This is a genomic window from Bacteroides sp. AM32-11AC (assembly GCF_003603515.1).
GTDB classification, from domain to species: Bacteria; Bacteroidota; Bacteroidia; order Bacteroidales; family Bacteroidaceae; genus Bacteroides; species Bacteroides uniformis.
In genome coordinates this window covers 118,709-136,922 of sequence record NZ_QTNH01000012.1, presented here as the reverse complement: position 1 = coordinate 136,922, position 18,214 = coordinate 118,709, and the positions used below count along the sequence as shown (strand labels likewise).

At 48.9% G+C, this 18,214-nt stretch carries 12 protein-coding genes; 7 read left to right on the top strand and 5 right to left on the bottom strand.

The annotated features are described in order from the left end of the window. Positions 1 to 15 precede the first annotated feature (15 nt). The gene (locus DW800_RS14235; RefSeq protein ID WP_005837727.1) at positions 16 to 1,191 is read right to left on the bottom strand and encodes an arabinogalactan endo-beta-1,4-galactanase; all 1,176 of its coding nucleotides are present in this window, start codon (positions 1,189 to 1,191) and stop codon (positions 16 to 18) included. A 215-nt stretch (positions 1,192 to 1,406) separates the two neighbouring features. Between DW800_RS14235 and DW800_RS14230 the strand changes: the two genes are divergently transcribed. The 6 genes from DW800_RS14230 (at position 1,407) to DW800_RS14205 (ending at position 12,043) form a co-directional block, all read left to right on the top strand. After that, positions 1,407 to 2,411, top strand: coding sequence for a LacI family DNA-binding transcriptional regulator (locus DW800_RS14230; protein ID WP_119958155.1), 1,005 nt, complete (start codon positions 1,407 to 1,409; stop codon positions 2,409 to 2,411). Between the two features lie 19 nt (positions 2,412 to 2,430). Continuing rightward, complete coding sequence (locus DW800_RS14225; RefSeq protein ID WP_035449528.1) at positions 2,431 to 3,804, top strand: MFS transporter; 1,374 nt, start codon at positions 2,431 to 2,433, stop codon at positions 3,802 to 3,804. A gap of 321 nt (positions 3,805 to 4,125) precedes the next feature. Next, positions 4,126 to 6,444, top strand: a complete 2,319-nt coding sequence (locus DW800_RS14220; RefSeq protein ID WP_044467722.1) for a family 65 glycosyl hydrolase domain-containing protein — start codon at positions 4,126 to 4,128, stop codon at positions 6,442 to 6,444. 157 nt (positions 6,445 to 6,601) lie between these two features. Further along, positions 6,602 to 7,654: an efflux RND transporter periplasmic adaptor subunit gene (locus DW800_RS14215; protein WP_119958154.1), complete on the top strand. Its 1,053-nt coding sequence runs from the start codon at positions 6,602 to 6,604 to the stop codon at positions 7,652 to 7,654. Positions 7,655 to 7,704: 50 nt separating this feature from the next. After that, a complete protein-coding gene (locus DW800_RS14210) occupies positions 7,705 to 10,734 on the top strand; it encodes an efflux RND transporter permease subunit (RefSeq protein WP_119958153.1) in 3,030 nt (1,009 codons plus the stop codon). A 34-nt stretch (positions 10,735 to 10,768) separates the two neighbouring features. Next, entirely contained in the window at positions 10,769 to 12,043 is a 1,275-nt protein-coding gene (locus tag DW800_RS14205; RefSeq protein ID WP_117680544.1) for a TolC family protein, read from the top strand. A gap of 89 nt (positions 12,044 to 12,132) precedes the next feature. On the opposite strand, the gene DW800_RS14200 is transcribed toward DW800_RS14205, so the two are convergent. From DW800_RS14200 to DW800_RS14190, 3 genes are read right to left on the bottom strand one after another with little or no spacing between them, the layout of a single operon-like run. Further along, positions 12,133 to 13,368, bottom strand: a complete 1,236-nt coding sequence (locus tag DW800_RS14200; RefSeq protein WP_057098164.1) for a sodium ion-translocating decarboxylase subunit beta — start codon at positions 13,366 to 13,368, stop codon at positions 12,133 to 12,135. Next, on the bottom strand, positions 13,368 to 15,206 hold the full coding sequence (locus DW800_RS14195; RefSeq protein ID WP_117680545.1) for a biotin/lipoyl-containing protein: 1,839 nt from the start codon (positions 15,204 to 15,206) through the stop codon (positions 13,368 to 13,370). Before DW800_RS14195 ends, DW800_RS14200 begins: the two co-directional genes overlap by 1 nt. Before the next feature lie 39 nt (positions 15,207 to 15,245). After that, complete coding sequence (locus DW800_RS14190) at positions 15,246 to 15,503, bottom strand: OadG family protein (RefSeq protein WP_005826326.1); 258 nt, start codon at positions 15,501 to 15,503, stop codon at positions 15,246 to 15,248. A gap of 172 nt (positions 15,504 to 15,675) precedes the next feature. Between DW800_RS14190 and DW800_RS14180 the strand changes: the two genes are divergently transcribed. Then, positions 15,676 to 16,302: a metallophosphoesterase family protein gene (locus DW800_RS14180; protein ID WP_227212865.1), complete on the top strand. Its 627-nt coding sequence runs from the start codon at positions 15,676 to 15,678 to the stop codon at positions 16,300 to 16,302. Positions 16,303 to 16,791: 489 nt separating this feature from the next. On the opposite strand, the gene DW800_RS14175 is transcribed toward DW800_RS14180, so the two are convergent. Beyond that, the gene (locus DW800_RS14175; protein ID WP_227212863.1) at positions 16,792 to 18,204 is read right to left on the bottom strand and encodes a glycoside hydrolase family 28 protein; all 1,413 of its coding nucleotides are present in this window, start codon (positions 18,202 to 18,204) and stop codon (positions 16,792 to 16,794) included. Positions 18,205 to 18,214 lie beyond the last annotated feature (10 nt).

Here is an 18,214-nt window from a genome sequence, read left to right as displayed (position 1 = left end):
ATTTTGTTAATATAATTATTTAAAAGCATCCATTATCACAGTGGGGCGGCCGTCTTCAGTGAATGCCCCCAGCCGATATTGGTTCGGCCTGCATTCCGGTTCCCAGTAGAACACGCCCTTGCAGCGTCCGCCGGTATTCTCCTTGCACTCTTTCAGGATACGTGCCAGTTGGCGTTTCCCTTCTGCCAGCACGGAAGCACTTGCCAGATTCCCTTTGTCGTCGGCACACTCCATGCCGGTTTCCACCACCATCACGTCACAGTTGTATTTCCGGGCTACACTATTAATATTGGCAATACACTCGGTGATAGTTCTATCAGCTGTATATTCCTTGTGCTCGAGCATCGTCCAGTAAGGATAGAGCGACATGCCTATCATATCCCACTTACCGCCATTGGCTCTCAGTTCATCAAAGAACCAGGTATACAATTCGTTGTCATATCCATTGTCCAGATGGACGATGACAATGGCATCGTCGAAGACGGACTTTACCGCATCGTATCCTACATTGATAAAAGCAGCCAGGTTGGCAAAGTTCTCACGGTATTTCACTTCCTCGGAAGTGCTGTTGGAACCCTTTACATCACATTCCCTCACATCATAGGACGCACCACTCAATGCAGCATCTTCATCCCAGAGCATCCCCGAACGGATTTCATTACCTACCTGAACCCACTTGGGAGTAACTCCTGCCGCTTTCAGCGCATTAAGTACATCGGCAGTATGACCGGCGACGGCTTTCTTCAAGTCGGCCAAGTTCAGTCCTTTCCATGCAGCAGGCTTATGCTGCTGTCCAGGGTCGGCCCACCAGTCACTGTAATGGAAGTCTACCATTACGTCCATGCCCAGCTCTGCGGCACGCTTGGCTTTCGTCACCAAATCGGCCGTATTGCACCAGTTATCGTGTTCTTTGGGGTCGACCCATACTCTGAGTCGAACCGCATTCAGGCCCAAATCCTTCATCAGCTGGAAACAATCGGTCTCCACACCGGAGGTATTGTAAAATTTCATACCCTTATGTTCCATCTCCGTCACCCAACTGATGTCGGCACCTTTAGCAAAGTCTGTAGCCAGAGGTTCCTCCTTATCGGGAAGTCCACCAGCATTGGGGTCTGTCTCATTATTGCTGCTGCATGCAAATACTGCAAAGGCAATACAAAAAAAGAAAGTCAAAAACTTCATGTGTTTCATGGCGTTATCATCATTAATTGCGTACTGCAAATATAAGCATTTAGGGAATATAGAACTATATATCACCTTAATTTGTCAAAATACGGGTATCTGCAATCGTTTGCACAAACTTACAACCCGATAAACCTCAACGGATAAGCACAATTTACCTTATTACGTTATTTTTGCAATCGGATTAGGGAAGTTTACCTTATCTTTGTCCTCAAAACTATACCATGAATAAACCGCAGATTACCATCAAGGATATTGCCCGGGCGCTGAATGTCTCCCCCTCCACTGTGTCGAGGGCGCTGAAAGACAATCCGGACATCAGCAAGGAAACACGTGACCTTGTCCATGCCTATGCGCGCGAGCATAACTACAAGCCCAACGTACTTGCCGTAAATCTCCGCGCAAGCCGCAGCAATACCATCGGCGTCATTGTCCCCCAACTGGTACACCACTTCTTTTCCTGCGTATTGAGCGGAATTGAGAAAGCAGCGGCGGATGCCGGATATAATATCATAGTGGCGCAGAGCAGCGAATCGTACGAGCAGGAAGTGAAAATTGTACATTCTTTCCTTGCCGCCCGTGTCTGCGGAGTCATCGCTTCACTTGCCAAGGACACTTCCCAATACGACCATTACCAGGAGCTGCTGAACAACGATATTCCCATTGTCTTTTACGACCGTATATGTACGGGGCTGAAAACCGAGCGAGTGGTGGTGGACGACTATGCCGGCTCCTTTGCAGCCGTGGAATACATGATACAGACCGGATGCAAGCGTATCCTTTTCTATGGTGCGGCTCCCCACCTAGAGATTACCAAGAATCGCCGGAACGGCTACCTGGATGCCATGAAGAAGTATAAAATTCCGGTGGACGACAGCATGATTCTGTTGTGCGACACCCGTGAACGCGCCATCTCCATCACTCCCGACCTGCTGGAAAGCGAAAACCGCCCTGGCGGTTTCTTTGCCATCAACGACGAGACAGCTTCGGGCATACTGTATGCCTGCAAACTGGTCGGCGTAAAAGTTCCCGATGAAGTATCCATCTGCGGATTCACCGACGGAGCCATTGCCCAAAGCACCGACCCGAAGCTGACTACCGTGGAGCAGCATGGCGAGGAAGTAGGTAAAAGCGCTTTCAGCATTCTGACCGGAAAGCTGGAGGGAGAAGAGAAAAGCAACAACAAGATAGTACGTACCAATCTGGTGATAAGAGGAACTACGAAATAATAAAACATATTAAACCATCATGAAAGTAAAACCCGATTTAAGTTTCTGGAAGCTGTGGAACATCAGCTTTGGTTTTTTCGGCGTACAGATTGCATATGCTTTGCAGAGTGCAAACATCAGCCGTATCTTTTCCACTTTGGGTGCAGACCCGCATAATTTGAGTTATTTCTGGATATTACCGCCGTTGGCAGGTATCATTGTACAACCCATCGTGGGAGCCGCCAGTGACAAGACCTGGACACGCTTCGGGCGGCGCATCCCTTATCTGTTTATAGGTTCGTTGGTGGCCGTACTCGTCATGTGCCTGCTACCCAATGCCGGAAGCTTCGGCATGGCAGTAAGTACAGCCATGATTTTCGGACTGGTATCGCTGATGTTCCTCGACACCTCCATCAATATGGCCATGCAACCCTTCAAAATGATGGTGGGCGACATGGTGAATGAGAAACAAAAAGGACTCGCCTACTCCATCCAGAGTTTTCTCTGCAATGCAGGCAGCCTGGTGGGATATCTCTTCCCGTTCATCTTTGCATGGATTGGCATCAGCAATACAGCTCCCCAAGGAGTAATCCCCGACTCGGTGATTTACTCATTCTACATCGGAGCGGCCATCCTTATCTTCTGCGTCATCTACACTTCGGTCAAAGTAAAAGAGATGCCGCCTGCCGAATATGCAGAGTATCACGGCATCACCGAAGAAGAGGAACATGAAAAGACCAACATGCTGAAGCTGCTCATCAAGGCTCCGAAAGCATTCTGGACTATCGGACTGGTACAGTTCTTCTGCTGGTTTGCTTTTATGTTCATGTGGACCTATACCAACGGCAGCATCGCTGCCAATGCTTTTGATGCTCCTACAGTAGAGCACCTGGTAGATGGTGTCACCAAAGTGGTACTCGACACCAAGAGCCTGCAATATCAGAATGCCGCCGACTGGGTAGGCGTACTGTTTGCCGTACAAGCCATCGGCTCTGTGCTTTGGGCCATCTGCATACCGATGTTCAAGGACCGTCGCCGGGTCTACTCACTCAGCCTTGTTCTGGGAGGTATAGGTTTCATTTCCACCTACTTCATACACGACCCTTATATGCTCTTCATTTCCTTCTTGCTGATAGGTTGTGCATGGGCTGCCATGCTGGCACTGCCGTTCACCATCCTGACCAACGCACTGAGCGGAGGACACATGGGTACTTATCTGGGACTTTTCAACGGTACTATCTGTATCCCGCAGATTATAGCAGCTGCTTTGGGCGGCACCATCCTTGCCTTGTTTACTCCCCAAGGAGGACTGCCTCCTGAAATCAATATGCTTGTGCTGGCAGGAATCATGCTGATAATCGGCGCCGCCTGCGTATACCTCATCAAAGAGAACCAAGGAGAAAAAAGCAAGTAAGCACACGCCTCCGAAACATAACACACAAAGAACCGAGACCGGCACACCGTACAAAGGACAGCCGTTATCTTTGTAATAAAGACATGAATCATACCGTATGATTACCATAATCATATCGTATGATTCATGCTTTCATACCGTATGATTGTTACCTCTTCTTCTGACCGTACATAGCATCTGTTATTGACGAGCCTACCAGCCCTCCGGCAAGAAAGCAGGTAAAAAAAAGCCTACCGCACGTTTGTTTTTTTCCTTTCCATTTCTTCTTTATTTCCGCATATTGCTTAACTTTACGGCGATAACTACAGAAAACACGTCGCCATGAAGAAATACCTCAAGACCGATGAATGGAACATCATCGAAGACCAATTCCACCCCGACCGTCAACGGATGTCGGAAAGTATATTCAGTCTCGGAAACGGACGTTTCGGGCAACGGGGGTATTTTGAGGAGCCTTACAGCAGTGACAGTTACCGTGGTTCATTTGTGGCCGGCATCACTTTCCTGGACAAAACCCGCGTAGGATGGTGGAAGAACGGATTTCCCCCATATTACACCCGTATACCCAAGGCTGCTGACTGGAGCCGCATCAACCTGCGCCTCATCGATGAGGAACTCGATTTGGCAGGCTGGGATGTCGACAGCTTCAACCGCCGCCTGGATATGAAGGAAGGTATCTTCTACCGGGACATGGAGGTGACGTCTCCTCGCGGAAACCAGCTCCGCATCCATGTAGAGCATATCACAAATATGGCAAGACCCAACCTCTGTCTCATCAAGTACAGCGTGTCTTCCATCAACTATACCGGCAGAATCTCACTCGTGCCCATCCTTGACGGGAATATAGTAGACGATGCCGATCTGCCAAACCTGAAAATATGGAACATACTGCGTTCCGGTTCTACCAGCAGCTGTGCCTATCTCTGGACACAGACCCGCCGGGAAGATGCACAAGTGTGCTACGCCATGACTTACCAATTCTTCAAAAACAACAAGGAAACCACTGCCAACCTCATACGGATAGAAAAGGAAAAGCAGACCGGTTTCAGCGTAGGTGCCGACGTGAAACCCGGAGACAACGTGACACTCATCAAATACACCGCCATTGCTTCTTCTCTCTACCACGAACGGAGTGAATTGGTGGAACACTCCGTGGCCGAGGCACGCGAAGCCAAGAGCATAGGCTGGAATACGCTGGTAGAAGAGCATCGAAGGGCCTGGCAGGAAATCTGGGACGAAACGGATGTCGTCATCGAAGGGGATCCGGAAGCGCAACAAGGTATCCGGTACAACATATTCCAGCTGTATCAGACTTACCGGGGAGATGATCCGCGCCTAAACATCGGCCCCAAAGGATTCACCGGAGAAAAATATGGCGGAAATACTTATTGGAACACGGAACTGTGTTGTGTACCGTTTTTTCTGCTCTCCACTCCCAAAGAGATTGCAAAGAACTTGCTGGCATATCGGTACAACCAGCTTCCCAAAGCCATCGAAAACGCCCGTAAACTGGGTTTCAAGGACGGTGCAGCGTTGTTTCCGCAGGTAACCAACAATGGAGAGGAATGCCACAGTGAATGGGAAATAACCTTCGAGGAAATCCACCGTAACAATATCATTGTCTATGCCATCGTTCAGCATGCAGCGCTGACGGGCAATATGGACTATATCGCTAAATATGGCCTGGAAGTAATGATTGCCGTCAGCCGTTTCTGGAGCCAACGGGTATCCTTCTCCCAACCCAAACAGAAATATGTCATACTGGGGGTTACCGGCCCGGATGAATACGAAAACAATGTGGACAACAACTGGTACACTAACTATTCCTGTATACAGTGCCTCAAGATGACCCTCCGTTTTCTGGAAATGGTGGCACAGCAATATCCGGATGAATATGCCCACATACGCCGCATCACCAATCTCGACCAAGTGAAGGAAAGTGCCCGGTGGAGAGACATCATCGAACACATGTATCTGCCGGAAGACAAGGAACGGGGTATTTTTATCCAAAATGACGGCTATATGGATAAAGTACTGGAAAGTACAGATAACATTCCTGCCGAAGAACGCCCCATCAACCAACATTGGTCATGGGACCGCATTCTGCGCTCTTGCTACATCAAGCAGAGTGACGTGTTGCTCGGACTTTACCTCTATTATTTCTATTTCGACACGGAAACCGTCCGCCGCAATTTCGAGTTCTATGAGCCGATGACCGTACACGAATCCTCCCTTTCTCCCCACATCCATTCCATCCTGGCTGCACGCATCGGCAAAGTGGAAAAAGCTTACCAGCTTTTCCTGCATGCCACGCGGCTTGACCTGGACGACTACAACAACGAAGCGGACCAAGGTCTGCACATAACCAGTATGCCCGGCAGCTGGCTGGCCATTGTACGCGGATTTGCAGGTATGCAGGTGCTGAAGGAGACGTTGTGTTTCTCCCCTGTCATACCGCAAAAATGGGACAGCTATTCATTCAAGGTGAATTATCTGAAAAACACACTTCACATACGGGTAGGAAAAGAAATCGAAATCTCGCTTACAGCAGGCAGCAAAGTGGACATACAAGTCTACGGACACCCATATACGCTGGAACGGGGGACGGAATTGAAAATTAATATGCCAATGTGCCAATGACCTGCGGCGTGATAGCGCAGCATAAACATTGCGCAGCCAATTAGCACATTGGCACATTAAATCATCATTTATCCTATAACCGGGAGAACATTTGGTTGTTTTCCCGGTTTTATGTTTTTATATATACCTGAACGAATAACTATATACTTGTTTACCAATGAAAAAAATGTTTCTTTTCGCCCTGGTTACGACGTTGTTCATCACGTCGTGCGGGCAAAAACAAAAGGGTAGAAATACCCTTATCCGACCGGTGAAGACTGCGCAAATCAGTTCACAGTCGGTTATCCGCAAAGACTTCTCCGGAATAGTGGAAGCCGTGGAATATGTGAGACTTGCCTTCCGCGTCAGCGGACAAATCATCAGCCTCCCGGTTGTAGAGGGACAGCGGGTAAAAAAGGGGCAACTGATTGCCGCCATCGACCCACGCGACATCTCCCTGCAATATGCAGCCGACAAGGCTGCCTACGAAACAGCTGCCGCACAAGTGGAACGTAACAAACGGCTGCTTGGCCGCCAGGCTATCTCCGTGCAGGAATACGAAATCAGCGTAGCCAACTATCAGAAAGCAAAATCCACTTACGAGTTGTCCGGCAACAATATGCGGGATACGCGGCTGACAGCCCCTTTCGAGGGTTCCATCGAAAAACGGCTGGTAGAGAACTATCAGCGTGTCAATGCAGGAGAAGGGGTTGTACAGCTGGTAAATACACAGAAGCTACGAATCAAGTTCACCGTACCGGATGATTATCTCTATCTGCTCCGTGCCAAGGACGTAAAGTTCAAGGTGGTGTTCGACAGTTACCCTGCAGAGGCTTTCGATGCCAGACTGGAAGAGTATCTTGACATCTCCACAGCAGGGACGGGTATTCCGGTGACAATAACAATTGACGACCCGCACTTTGACCGTACACGTTATGACGTAAAACCGGGATTCACATGCAAAATAAAGCTGGCATCGGATGTCGCTCCCTTTCTGGAAGAAAAGCTGATGAATGTACCGTTAAGCGCCGTATTTGGCGACAGTGAAAACCGGAAAACGTATGTATGGGTGGTGGAAGGTAATAAAGTCAGTCGCCGCGAAGTGACCGTTTATTCTCCAACGGGAGAGGCAAACCTGCTTATTTCTAAAGGGTTGGAACCGGGAGAAACCGTTGTGACGGCCGGAGTATACCAGCTGACAGAAGGAGAAGCAATAAAGGTACTAATGTGATTAATCACATTGGCACATTACATTCCCCATTTATCTAAAAAATATTCATTATGAATCTAGCCCAATATTCATTAGACAACACGAAGATAGTCTACTTCTTTCTGGTTGTGCTGCTTATCGGCGGTATACTGTCATTCGGCAGGTTGGGAAAGAAGGAAGACGCACCTTTCGTCATCAAGTCGGCAGTCATCATGACACGCTACCCGGGAGCGGAGCCGGCAGAAGTGGAACGGCTCGTCACCGAACCCATCTCCCGAGAAATACAGTCGATGAGCGGCGTCTACAAGATAAAGTCAGAGTCTATGTACGGACTCTCCAAGATAACCTTCGAACTGCAACCGTCACTCTCTGCCACATCCATTCCGCAGAAGTGGGACGAACTGCGGCGTAAAGTGCTCAACATACAGCCCCAACTGCCCGCAGGCTCTTCTGTACCGACCGTCTCGGATGATTTTGGAGACGTTTTCGGCATCTATTACGGCCTGGTGGGTGACGACGGTTTCTCTTATGAAGAAATGAGAAACTGGGCGGAACGAATCAAGACACAAGTCATCACGGCAGACGGTGTGATGAAGGTAGCCCTTTTCGGTACACAGACAGAGGTCATCCATATATTCATCTCCGTAAACAAGCTGGCAGGAATGGGTATCGACCCCAAGCAGCTGGCCAGCCTGCTACAATCGCAGAACCAGATTATCAATACGGGTGAAATCAGCGCCGGAGAACAACAGTTACGCATCGTGGCCAACGGTACCTACACGACTGTCGATGATATCCGCAACCAGGTTATCACTACCTCCGGCGGACAAGTCAAGCTGGGCGACATCGCCATCATTGAAAAGGGATACATGGAACCTCCCGGCAATATCATGCACGTCAACGGAAAGCGCGCCATCGGTATCGGCATCTCCACCGACCCGACAAAGGATGTGGTAAAAACCGGTGAACTGGTAGACCGGAGGCTTGCCGAACTCATGCCCCTCATCCCCGTGGGGCTGGAACTGGAAAGTCTGTATCCCGAAAACGTGATTGCCCAAGAAGCCAACAACGGGTTCATCATCAATCTGATAGAATCCATCCTGATTGTGATTGTAATCATCATGCTGGTGATGGGCATGCGTGCAGGAGTACTGATTGGCTCTTCCCTTATATTCTCTATCGGAGGCACACTGCTCATTATGTCGTTTCTTGGCGTAGGTCTGAACCGGACCTCCCTCGCCGGATTCATCATAGCCATGGGAATGCTGGTGGACAATGCCATCGTGGTGACAGATAATGCCCAAATTGCCATTGCCCGCGGCATCGACCGCCGAAAAGCGCTGATAGACGGTGCCACCGGTCCCCAATGGGGATTACTGGGAGCAACGTTCATTGCCATCTGTTCGTTTCTGCCACTGTATCTGGCTCCCTCTTCCGTAGCCGAAATCGTGAAACCGCTATTCGTAGTGTTGGCCATTTCCCTGGGATTAAGTTGGGTGCTGGCGTTGACACAAACCACTACATTCGGCAACTTCATACTGAAAGCAAAGGCTAAAGATGGTGATAAAGACCCATACGACAAGCCTTTCTACCATAAATTCGCCTCCATCCTCGGCACACTGATACGCAAGAAGGCGTTGACCCTTGGAAGCATTACAGCACTGTTCATCCTCTCCCTCATCGTCATGGGACTGATGCCCCAGAACTTCTTCCCTTCTCTGGACAAGCCCTACTTTCGGGCAGATGTATTCTATCCGGACGGGTACAGCATCCGCGAAGTAGAAACCGAAATGAAAAAGGTGGAAGCGCATCTGATGCAGCAGCCGGAAGTGAAACGGGTATCCGTCACATTCGGCAGCACACCGTTGCGTTACTATCTGGCCTCCACTTCCGTCGGCCCCAAACCTAACTTCGCCAATATCCTGGTGGAAGTAACGGACAGCAAATATACCAAGAAGCAGGAAGAGAATCTTGATGCCTACATGAAGGCCAACTATCCCAATGCCATCACCCGTACCATGTTGTTCAAGCTCTCTCCTGCTGTAGATGCCGCCATTGAAATCGGGTTCATCGGCAATAACACGGATACGCTGGTCATGTTGACCAACAAGGCTCTGGACATCATGCACCGTGACGGCGAACTTATCAACGTGCGCAACTCCTGGGGCAATAAGATACCGGTATGGCATCCCGTTTACAGTCAGGAGCGTGCACAACCGTTGGGTATCTCCCGTCAAAGCATGGCACAGAGTATCCAGATCGGTACGAACGGCATGACACTTGGAGAATACAGGGAAGGAGACCAGGTACTTCCCATTCTGTTGAAGGATAAAACTATCGACTCTTTCCGCATCAACGACTTGCGTACACTCCCCGTATTCGGCACTGCACGCGAAACAACCACTCTGGAACAAGTCGTCAGCCGGTTCGACTTCCAGTACAAGTTCTCCAATGTGAAAGACTACAACCGGCAGATGGTGATGATGGCGCAGGCCGACCCACGCCGCGGTGTGAATGCCATTGCCGCCTTCAACCGTATATGGAAGCAAGTGCAGGAGGAGATTGAAGTGCCCGAAGGTTACACCATGAAATACTTCGGAGAACAGGAAAGCCAGGCAGAAAGCAATGCCGCACTGGCAGCCAACCTGCCGCTGACATTCTTCCTTATGTTCGTCACCCTGCTGTTTCTGTTCCGCAGCTACCGGAAGCCGATTGTTATCCTACTGATGCTGCCGCTCATCTTCATAGGCATTGTATTGGGACTGGTGGTATTGGGGAAATCATTCGACTTTTTCTCCATCCTCGGCTTGCTGGGGCTGATTGGAATGAATATCAAGAATGCCATCGTGCTGGTAGACCAGATTGATACGGAAACCGCTGCCGGAAAAGCACCGCGTGAAGCCGTTATCAGTGCAACGACCACCCGTATTGTCCCGGTGGCCATGGCATCGGGTACCACTATCCTGGGAATGTTGCCGTTATTGTTCGATGCCATGTTCGGTGGCATGGCGGCAACCATCATGGGCGGTTTGCTGATAGCTTCGGCATTGACTCTATTCGTGCTGCCGGTAGCTTATTGCGCCATTCATAAAATCAAGTGAGAGAACATTCAACAATTTACAGTTTACCAATTGAATGATGAAAACAAAGATACTTATTCTATCATTACTGTGCTCCGGACTGAATGCCGGGGCACAACAAGCATATCTGAGCCGCGAAGAATACCGCGACAAGGTAGAAGCATACAGCCAGATTCTGAAACAACAGCATCTGAAAACATTCGCCAGTACCGAGGCACGCAAGATTGCCTCCACCGGTTTCCTGCCCCAGATTGACATCACCGCCGAGGGTACCGCCAATCTCAATCATCTGGACCAATGGAACAGTCCGAAAGGAGACTACCACCCTTATACCTATCAGGCACTTGCCACCTTGACGCAGCCGCTTTATACCGGAGGTTCCCTAATAGCCCAAAAGAAAGTGGCGCAAGCCGACGAGGCACTGGCTCAACTTACCACAGAGCTGACCCTCGACCAGATACACTATCAAAGTGACGCCGTCTATTGGAATGCCTCTGCCACCCGTGCCGGTCTGAAAGCCGCGGCTACCTTTCAGGATATTGTACAACAGCAGTACGACATCATCCAAGACCGCTTTGATGACGGTGCCATCAGCCGCACAGACTTGCTGATGATTTCCACCCGGCGTAAGGAGGCCGAATTGCAGTACATCAAGGCACGCCAAAACCATACCCTTGCCCTGCAAAAACTGAATATCCTTATGGGCTCGGAACCGGACGCTCCCATAGACAGCATAGCCGAAATAGATATACCGACTGCTCCCATCATCCCTTTGGGCCTGGATGATGTGCTGCCCCGCCGGGCAGAATATGCCAGTACCTCCGTGAACATCGCCCGCAGTGAAGCGCAACGGCATGCTGCCCTCAGCCGCTACAACCCACAAGTCAGCATGTTCCTCGCCACCGGTTGGGATACGGGAATCGCCTATATGGGGCAGGATGTACCTCATACTCCCGTCGCAGGGGTCAACGTCAGCATCCCCATCTTCCGTTGGGGAGCCCGCTTCAAGACAAACCGCCAACAGAAAGCCTATATCGGCATACAGAAGCTGCAACAAAGCTATGTAACGGACAATATTCTGGAAGAGCTCTCCGCAGCCACCACAAAGCTAACGGAAACTGAACAGCAAGTCAAGACGGCCCGGGAGAATATGACACTCGCCGAAGAGAATCTGGGCCTTGTCACCTTCTCTTATAATGAAGGAAAAGCCAGCATGGCAGATGTGTTGTCCGCACAACTCTCGTGGACGCAGGCACACACCAACCTGATTGATGCGTATCTGGCGGAGAAGATGGCGATGGCTGAATATTGGAAGGTGGTTAGTGAATGAAATGCCCCTCAAAGAAAAACATACAAAAAACTCCGGCATAGCTTTACAAAGCCATACCGGAGTTTCTTTATATTTTTCCTACTGACCGTTTATCCCAGGAATGAAATCAGCACACCCGCCGCAACAGCCGAGCCGATTACGCCGGAGATATTACTGGACATACAGTAATTCAGTACATGGTTCTTAGGGTCATACTTCGTTGCAATATCATTGCAGACACGGCTTGCCATTGGCACGGCACTCAGCCCGGTAGCACCAATCAACGGATTAATCTTCTTTTTGCTGAACAAGTTGAACAGCTTCACAAAAAAGATACCACCGGTAATGGACAATGCAAATGCAAGGAATCCACCTATTACGATACCAATGGTCGTCCAGTTCAAGAAGGCCTCACTGGTCATGGTGGCACCCACGCTCAGTCCAAGGAAAATAGTAGCAGCATTCATAATACTGTTGGCTGCCGCATCAAACAGACGGCTTGTATCGGCACCGATTTCCTTAATCAGATTACCGAACATCAGCATACCAATCAAAGGCACTGCCGTGGGCACAAACAAGGCAACAATCGTAGTCACTGCAATCGGGAAGATAATCTTCAACACACGCAAGTTCTTTATTTCAGTCTTTGAAGGATAAAGCTTCTCTTGCTCCTTCATATTAATCATCAGTTCCTTCTTGGTGCAGAACAGTTTCACTACCATCGGAATGATAACAGGCACCAACGCCATGTACGAATAGGCTGCAATGGCAATAGGACCCAGCAAATGAGGAGCCAGCTTAATGGTAGTAAAGATAGCCGTAGGTCCATCGGCACCACCGATAATACCCAATGCGCCTGCTTCTTTCGGAGTAAAGCCCATCAACACTGCACAAAGCAATACGGTAAAGATACCCAACTGGGCAGCCGCACCGAATATGGAGAGACGCAAGTTACGGAGCATCGGACCGAAGTCTGTCAGCGCACCCACACCCATAAAGATAACAGGCGGCAGAAAGCCGGTCTTAATCAGCATATAATAAATGAAGTTCATCAGTCCGAGGTCGTGCGCAATCTCGTGCAACGGCATCTCCCAAATATTCTTCATCACCCCGCCTACCATGACCATTCCGTTTTCATCTGCCTGAATCACCCCCATCTCGCCGCCGGGAAAGTTGGCAATGAGCACACCGAAAGCGATGGGTACCAACAACAATGGTTCATAGTGTTTCTTGATACCTAAATAAAGCAGGATGAAAGCGATGGCATACATCACGAGGAACGACGGATCAGCAATGATGTTACTGAAGGCCGTCATATCATAGAGTTTTGCAAATATATCTTCCATTATCCTATCTTCATTAATACATCATCTTCAGAAACAGAGTCACCCGGATTGACACAGATGGCAACAACCGTTCCATCAAAGTCTGCGCGGATGGCATTGTATGTCTTCATAGCTTCGATATAGCAGAGGAGGTCGCCACTCTTCACCTTGTCACCCACTTTCAACGGGGTTTCCTGCGCATTCTTTGTCAGGAAGAACTTGCCTTCGAGCGGAGCCGGAACGTCCTGACCTTCGCCTACGGGGGGAGCTGTCACCTTTTCGGTGGCCGAAGCGGGCAGGTCGATGTCACCGTATGCCACCGTCACGCGGTAAGCCTGACCGTCCACCTGCACAGTGAGCGTCTTGGGTTTGGCATCATCCAGCGGAGACTTGTCACGTTCGGCACGGCGTTTCTCCACATCCTCCAGGAAGTCCTGCTTGGCCTTGCCACTCTTGTAAGCCTCGTATTGAGCCGGGTGCATGGCGTATTCGAAGAGCTCTTCGTCGTCCTCGCCCAGTTCCCACTTGTTCTCCTTCATCAGCTTGCGGTACTTGTCCAGAGCATCGGGATAGTTGTCCTGCGGATTGCCGGTGAAGAACTTGCGTCCTTCGCGTTCGGCCTTCTCTATGATTTCGGGAGCCAGCTGACCCGGCAGCTTACCTGCCTTGCCCAACAGCATATCCCAAATGTCATCGGCAATCATACCCCAGCGTTCCTTGCCTTTCTCCATAGCAATGACGTTCATCATGGAAAGGTTCTTGACGTACTGGCTGAACGGAGTCACCAACGGGGGATAACCCACGCGCGGCCAAACATATGCCACTTCGTTGAACAACTTGATGAGCAGTTCATCCTGCTTCATGAAGGGCAGGTTGCGTTTTGCCTTGTATTTGTTGATGGACTCCAGATTGGATTCCAAGTCTGCCATCAGACTGCCCATCATGCCGCCCGGCAGTCCGGGACCAATCAGCAGGGAGTTCATCAAGCGGTTGCGCGGGCTGATGTACAAGCCGAGGAAGTCGTCCATAAACTCCTGGATGAGGGCACGTACCTTCATATATGCCTCCATATTGATTTCGGGCACCTGGAAGCCTGCATCTTTCAGCATAGCCTGTACGCTGAGCAGGTCTGCATGTCCCGTACCCCATGAAAGCGGTTCCATACCTACATCGATATAGTCGCAACCCGCCTCGCACACTTCAAGAATGCTTGCCATATTGAAGCCGGGCCCCGCATGACTATGGTACTGGATAGGAATATCGGGATGTGCCGCCTTGATGTTGGCCACAATCTTACCCAGGGAAACCGGACGTCCGATGCCTGCCATATCCTTGATGCAGATTTCGTCGGCACCAGCCTTGATAAGCTTCAAAGCCATGTTCGTGTAGTATTCTACGGTATGGATAGGTGAATGGGTGATGCAGAGCGAACATTGGGAAATCATTCCGGCATCGTGTGCATAACCAATGGAAGGAATGATATTGCGGGTATCGTTCAGACCGCAGAAAGTACGCGTGATGTCCGTACCTTGCGCTTTCTTCACCTTATAGAACAGCTTGCGCACATCGGCGGGCACGGGACTCATGCGGAGGCCATTCAGGGCACGGTCCAACATGTGGGTCTGGATACCGGCTTCATGGAACGGCTTCGTCCACTCGCGCACGGCTTTATTCGGATTCTCCCCAAACAGCAGATTTACTTGTTCAAAACCTCCGCCATTGGTTTCCACGCGCGCAAAACAACCCATCTCAATGATGGCGGGAGCAACTTTCACCAGTTGGTCAACACGGGGTACATATTTTCCGGCACTCTGCCACATGTCCCTGAATACCAAACTGAACTTAATTTCCTTTTTCATACTAAATTATTCGGTGTGTTTTTATATAAGATTATTATTTCAGATTTTTTCTACCTTAGCAACTTTACCCTTACCTTGTGTCACTACTGTTACGGCTGCACTGATAGCTGCCAGAATATTACCGGGGACAGGTGCGGGACCATTTGCCGCAGCTTTAGCCGGTGTCACCTCTTCGGGCGCATATTTATTCACCAGTGCAATAAGAGCTTTTCCTAAGTTAATAACAATCAGCAGGATAGCGAAGACTGTTGCCATACCTACCACCATCAGCAGAAGTGCTGTATTCAAGTTTTCCATATTATAAATTATTAGTTATTCAGCCGAATTTACGAAAAATCGCTCGAAATTAGCGATAATCCATTAAAGAAAGGCAGAGAAGAATGATAAAAGATGCTAAAAAGTAAAGCTTCCCACACAACCAATGAGGCGGTACGGGAAACTTTTAGCATAAAACGGTGTCAGTCATCAATTGCTTTCAAGGAAGGAGAATCAGCCCAACGGGTTCTCGCCCTGGTCGCCGTCGTTGCCGCCGGGATTGCCACTGTCGTCACCGCCGATGTTTCCACCGGTGGAGGTAGAGGCCTTGCCAACTTCTTTCCAGCATTATTTCTCGCCGAAGGAGCCGCACTTGTATTACATGTTCCGTCAGGGACCGGTCTGCTTCATTGTTTTAGATACGGGAGAAGACAAACCGGATTCCGACATCGAGTATAGCGGCATCACCGATTATGACAATTACCGTACGGAACAGGCCGAATGGTTGAAAGAGGCTGTGCGGTCCGAGGAGTTCCGGGACGCCCGGTTCCGCGTTGTCATTGCGCACATGCCTCCGCAGCCCATCAAAGGGTTGTGGCATGGTCCGCAAGAGGTTCTTGAGAAGTTTGTTCCCATTCTGAACGAAGCGGGCATCGATGCGATGCTTTGCGGGCACCTGCATCGCTACATTCATTGCAAACCTGATGCCCGGGTAAAGTTCCCCGTCATCATCAACTCCAAAGACATGGTGATAGACGGGCAGACCCAAGGCAACCGGCTGCAACTGAAAGTGCTTGATACCAAAGGGACTTTGGTGGATAAGATTGTACTGACCAAGTAGCCCCTTTGTCTTTCTTACGCTTACGGACTACGTTGAGTCCCATATTTGTTTTCATCTCGCCATGATTCGGAAGTTTCGTGGTGAGATGAATTTCTTCACTGCTTCGCTGCAATTTGCATCTGCATTATGGAGTGCAGGGCTGTGTATGATTCCGCGCCATCTTGATTCTTAAACTGGCCGCTGACTTTCATTGGGCTCTTCCGATATTCGGAGTGATATAGCCACTTTGACATTCAGACATAGTCACGAAGTGGCACTTCGGGGCGGTCAAAGTGGCACTTCGACCATCACAAAGTGGCACTTTCTCATTTTGCCATTTTCAGAAGTAGGATATCTATGATTGACAGTATGTTACGACCTGTAGATATTATACATCGTGTGCTATCACTTCAAATATCGGATGAACCATATATGAGATTTCTCAGCAGGTGCGCAAGGCATACTTGATGGCTTTCACCTCCATGTTGAAATATGAGGCATGTCGGTCGGTCACCAACATGCTTTGTGGAAGGCTTTCGGGAAAGTGCATAAACTAAATGCCTCGTGTTTTACATCATCCATATAAAACGAAGGACGTTTGTCTGGAAGGCGAGTCTGGATTTTCACATCGTGGAAGCAAATATTGTCGACATGCCGGACATAAAACCCCGAAGCGGGTAATATATTTCCAAACATACGGTTTTCTGGATATCCTGCACGTTTTTCCGGTACACTCGGTTGATATTCCTGATTCGTACCACCAGGACTGATTATTTTGACTTGACTAATGGAGACATTTTCTATACGACTTTCCGGTATACCGGTTATGGAAGATGCAAGTAAACTCTCACTAACGGCCATTATTTGGCTTATCTGTATGTTCTTGATTGTACTTATCTTATCAGGAGAGACTCTTTTCCTGTCACCGGCTCGAATAAATATCGGAGTTTGTACATCCTTCATTGTGATATTCATTATTGAAATCTGTTCCATTTCGCCTCCGTCTACACATTCCAGTGCAATACCCGCTATCACAGTTTTATCAGAGGTAATGCCCATCCACGGAAATTTGTCTTTCCAATGCCTACGATTATCTTCCGAAGCTTTATATATCACACAATTGGATATAGTGATGTTTTTAAAGCCCATCATAGAGCCGGTTCCACATTTTATGCCATTGCAATTACTTCTCAGAATACAATTGGTTACAGTTATATTTTCGCATAAACTATAAATTCCGGATTCGCTTTTAAAGCAGAGTGCATCATCGTCCGTATCAATAAAGCAGTCAGAAATGCGCACATTTTTACTACCATTTATATCCAGCCCGTCATTGTTGAAATTCGTATGGCTATACACCTTTATTCCATGTATCAATACGTTGTCACAAGCTTCATACTTCTGAACCCAATAAGCAGAATTATGTAAGGAGACATCTGACACATGAATCCCCCGAACATTCTTAAAATATAGGAGGATGGGACGGCTTACGCTGCTTTGGCTATCATCACCAAGCTGGAAATTGGAATGTCCTCCTTGTCCGTCAATTTTACCATGGCCTGTAATAGACACATTCTCTATGTTTTCTCCATAAATCAGCGCTGGAATTTTTGAACCTTCAATTTTTGCAAATATATTATGGTAAACGGTTATATCTGTATTCCCGAGTAAAACGGCTCCTTGTTCCAAACAAAGGGCGACGTTTGACTTCATAAAGATAGGTCCTATGAGGTATCTTCCAGCTGGCACAACCAACGTACCACCTCCCGTCAATGTACATTCGTCAATAGCTTTTTGGAAAAGGGATGTATTGTCAGATTTCCCATCGGGCTTTGCTCCGAAATCCTGCATATTAATAGTGCGGGCAAAAGAGGAGATGACGGCTACAAAAGAGATTATTATACACGATATTTTCTTCTTCATTATTTTTGTT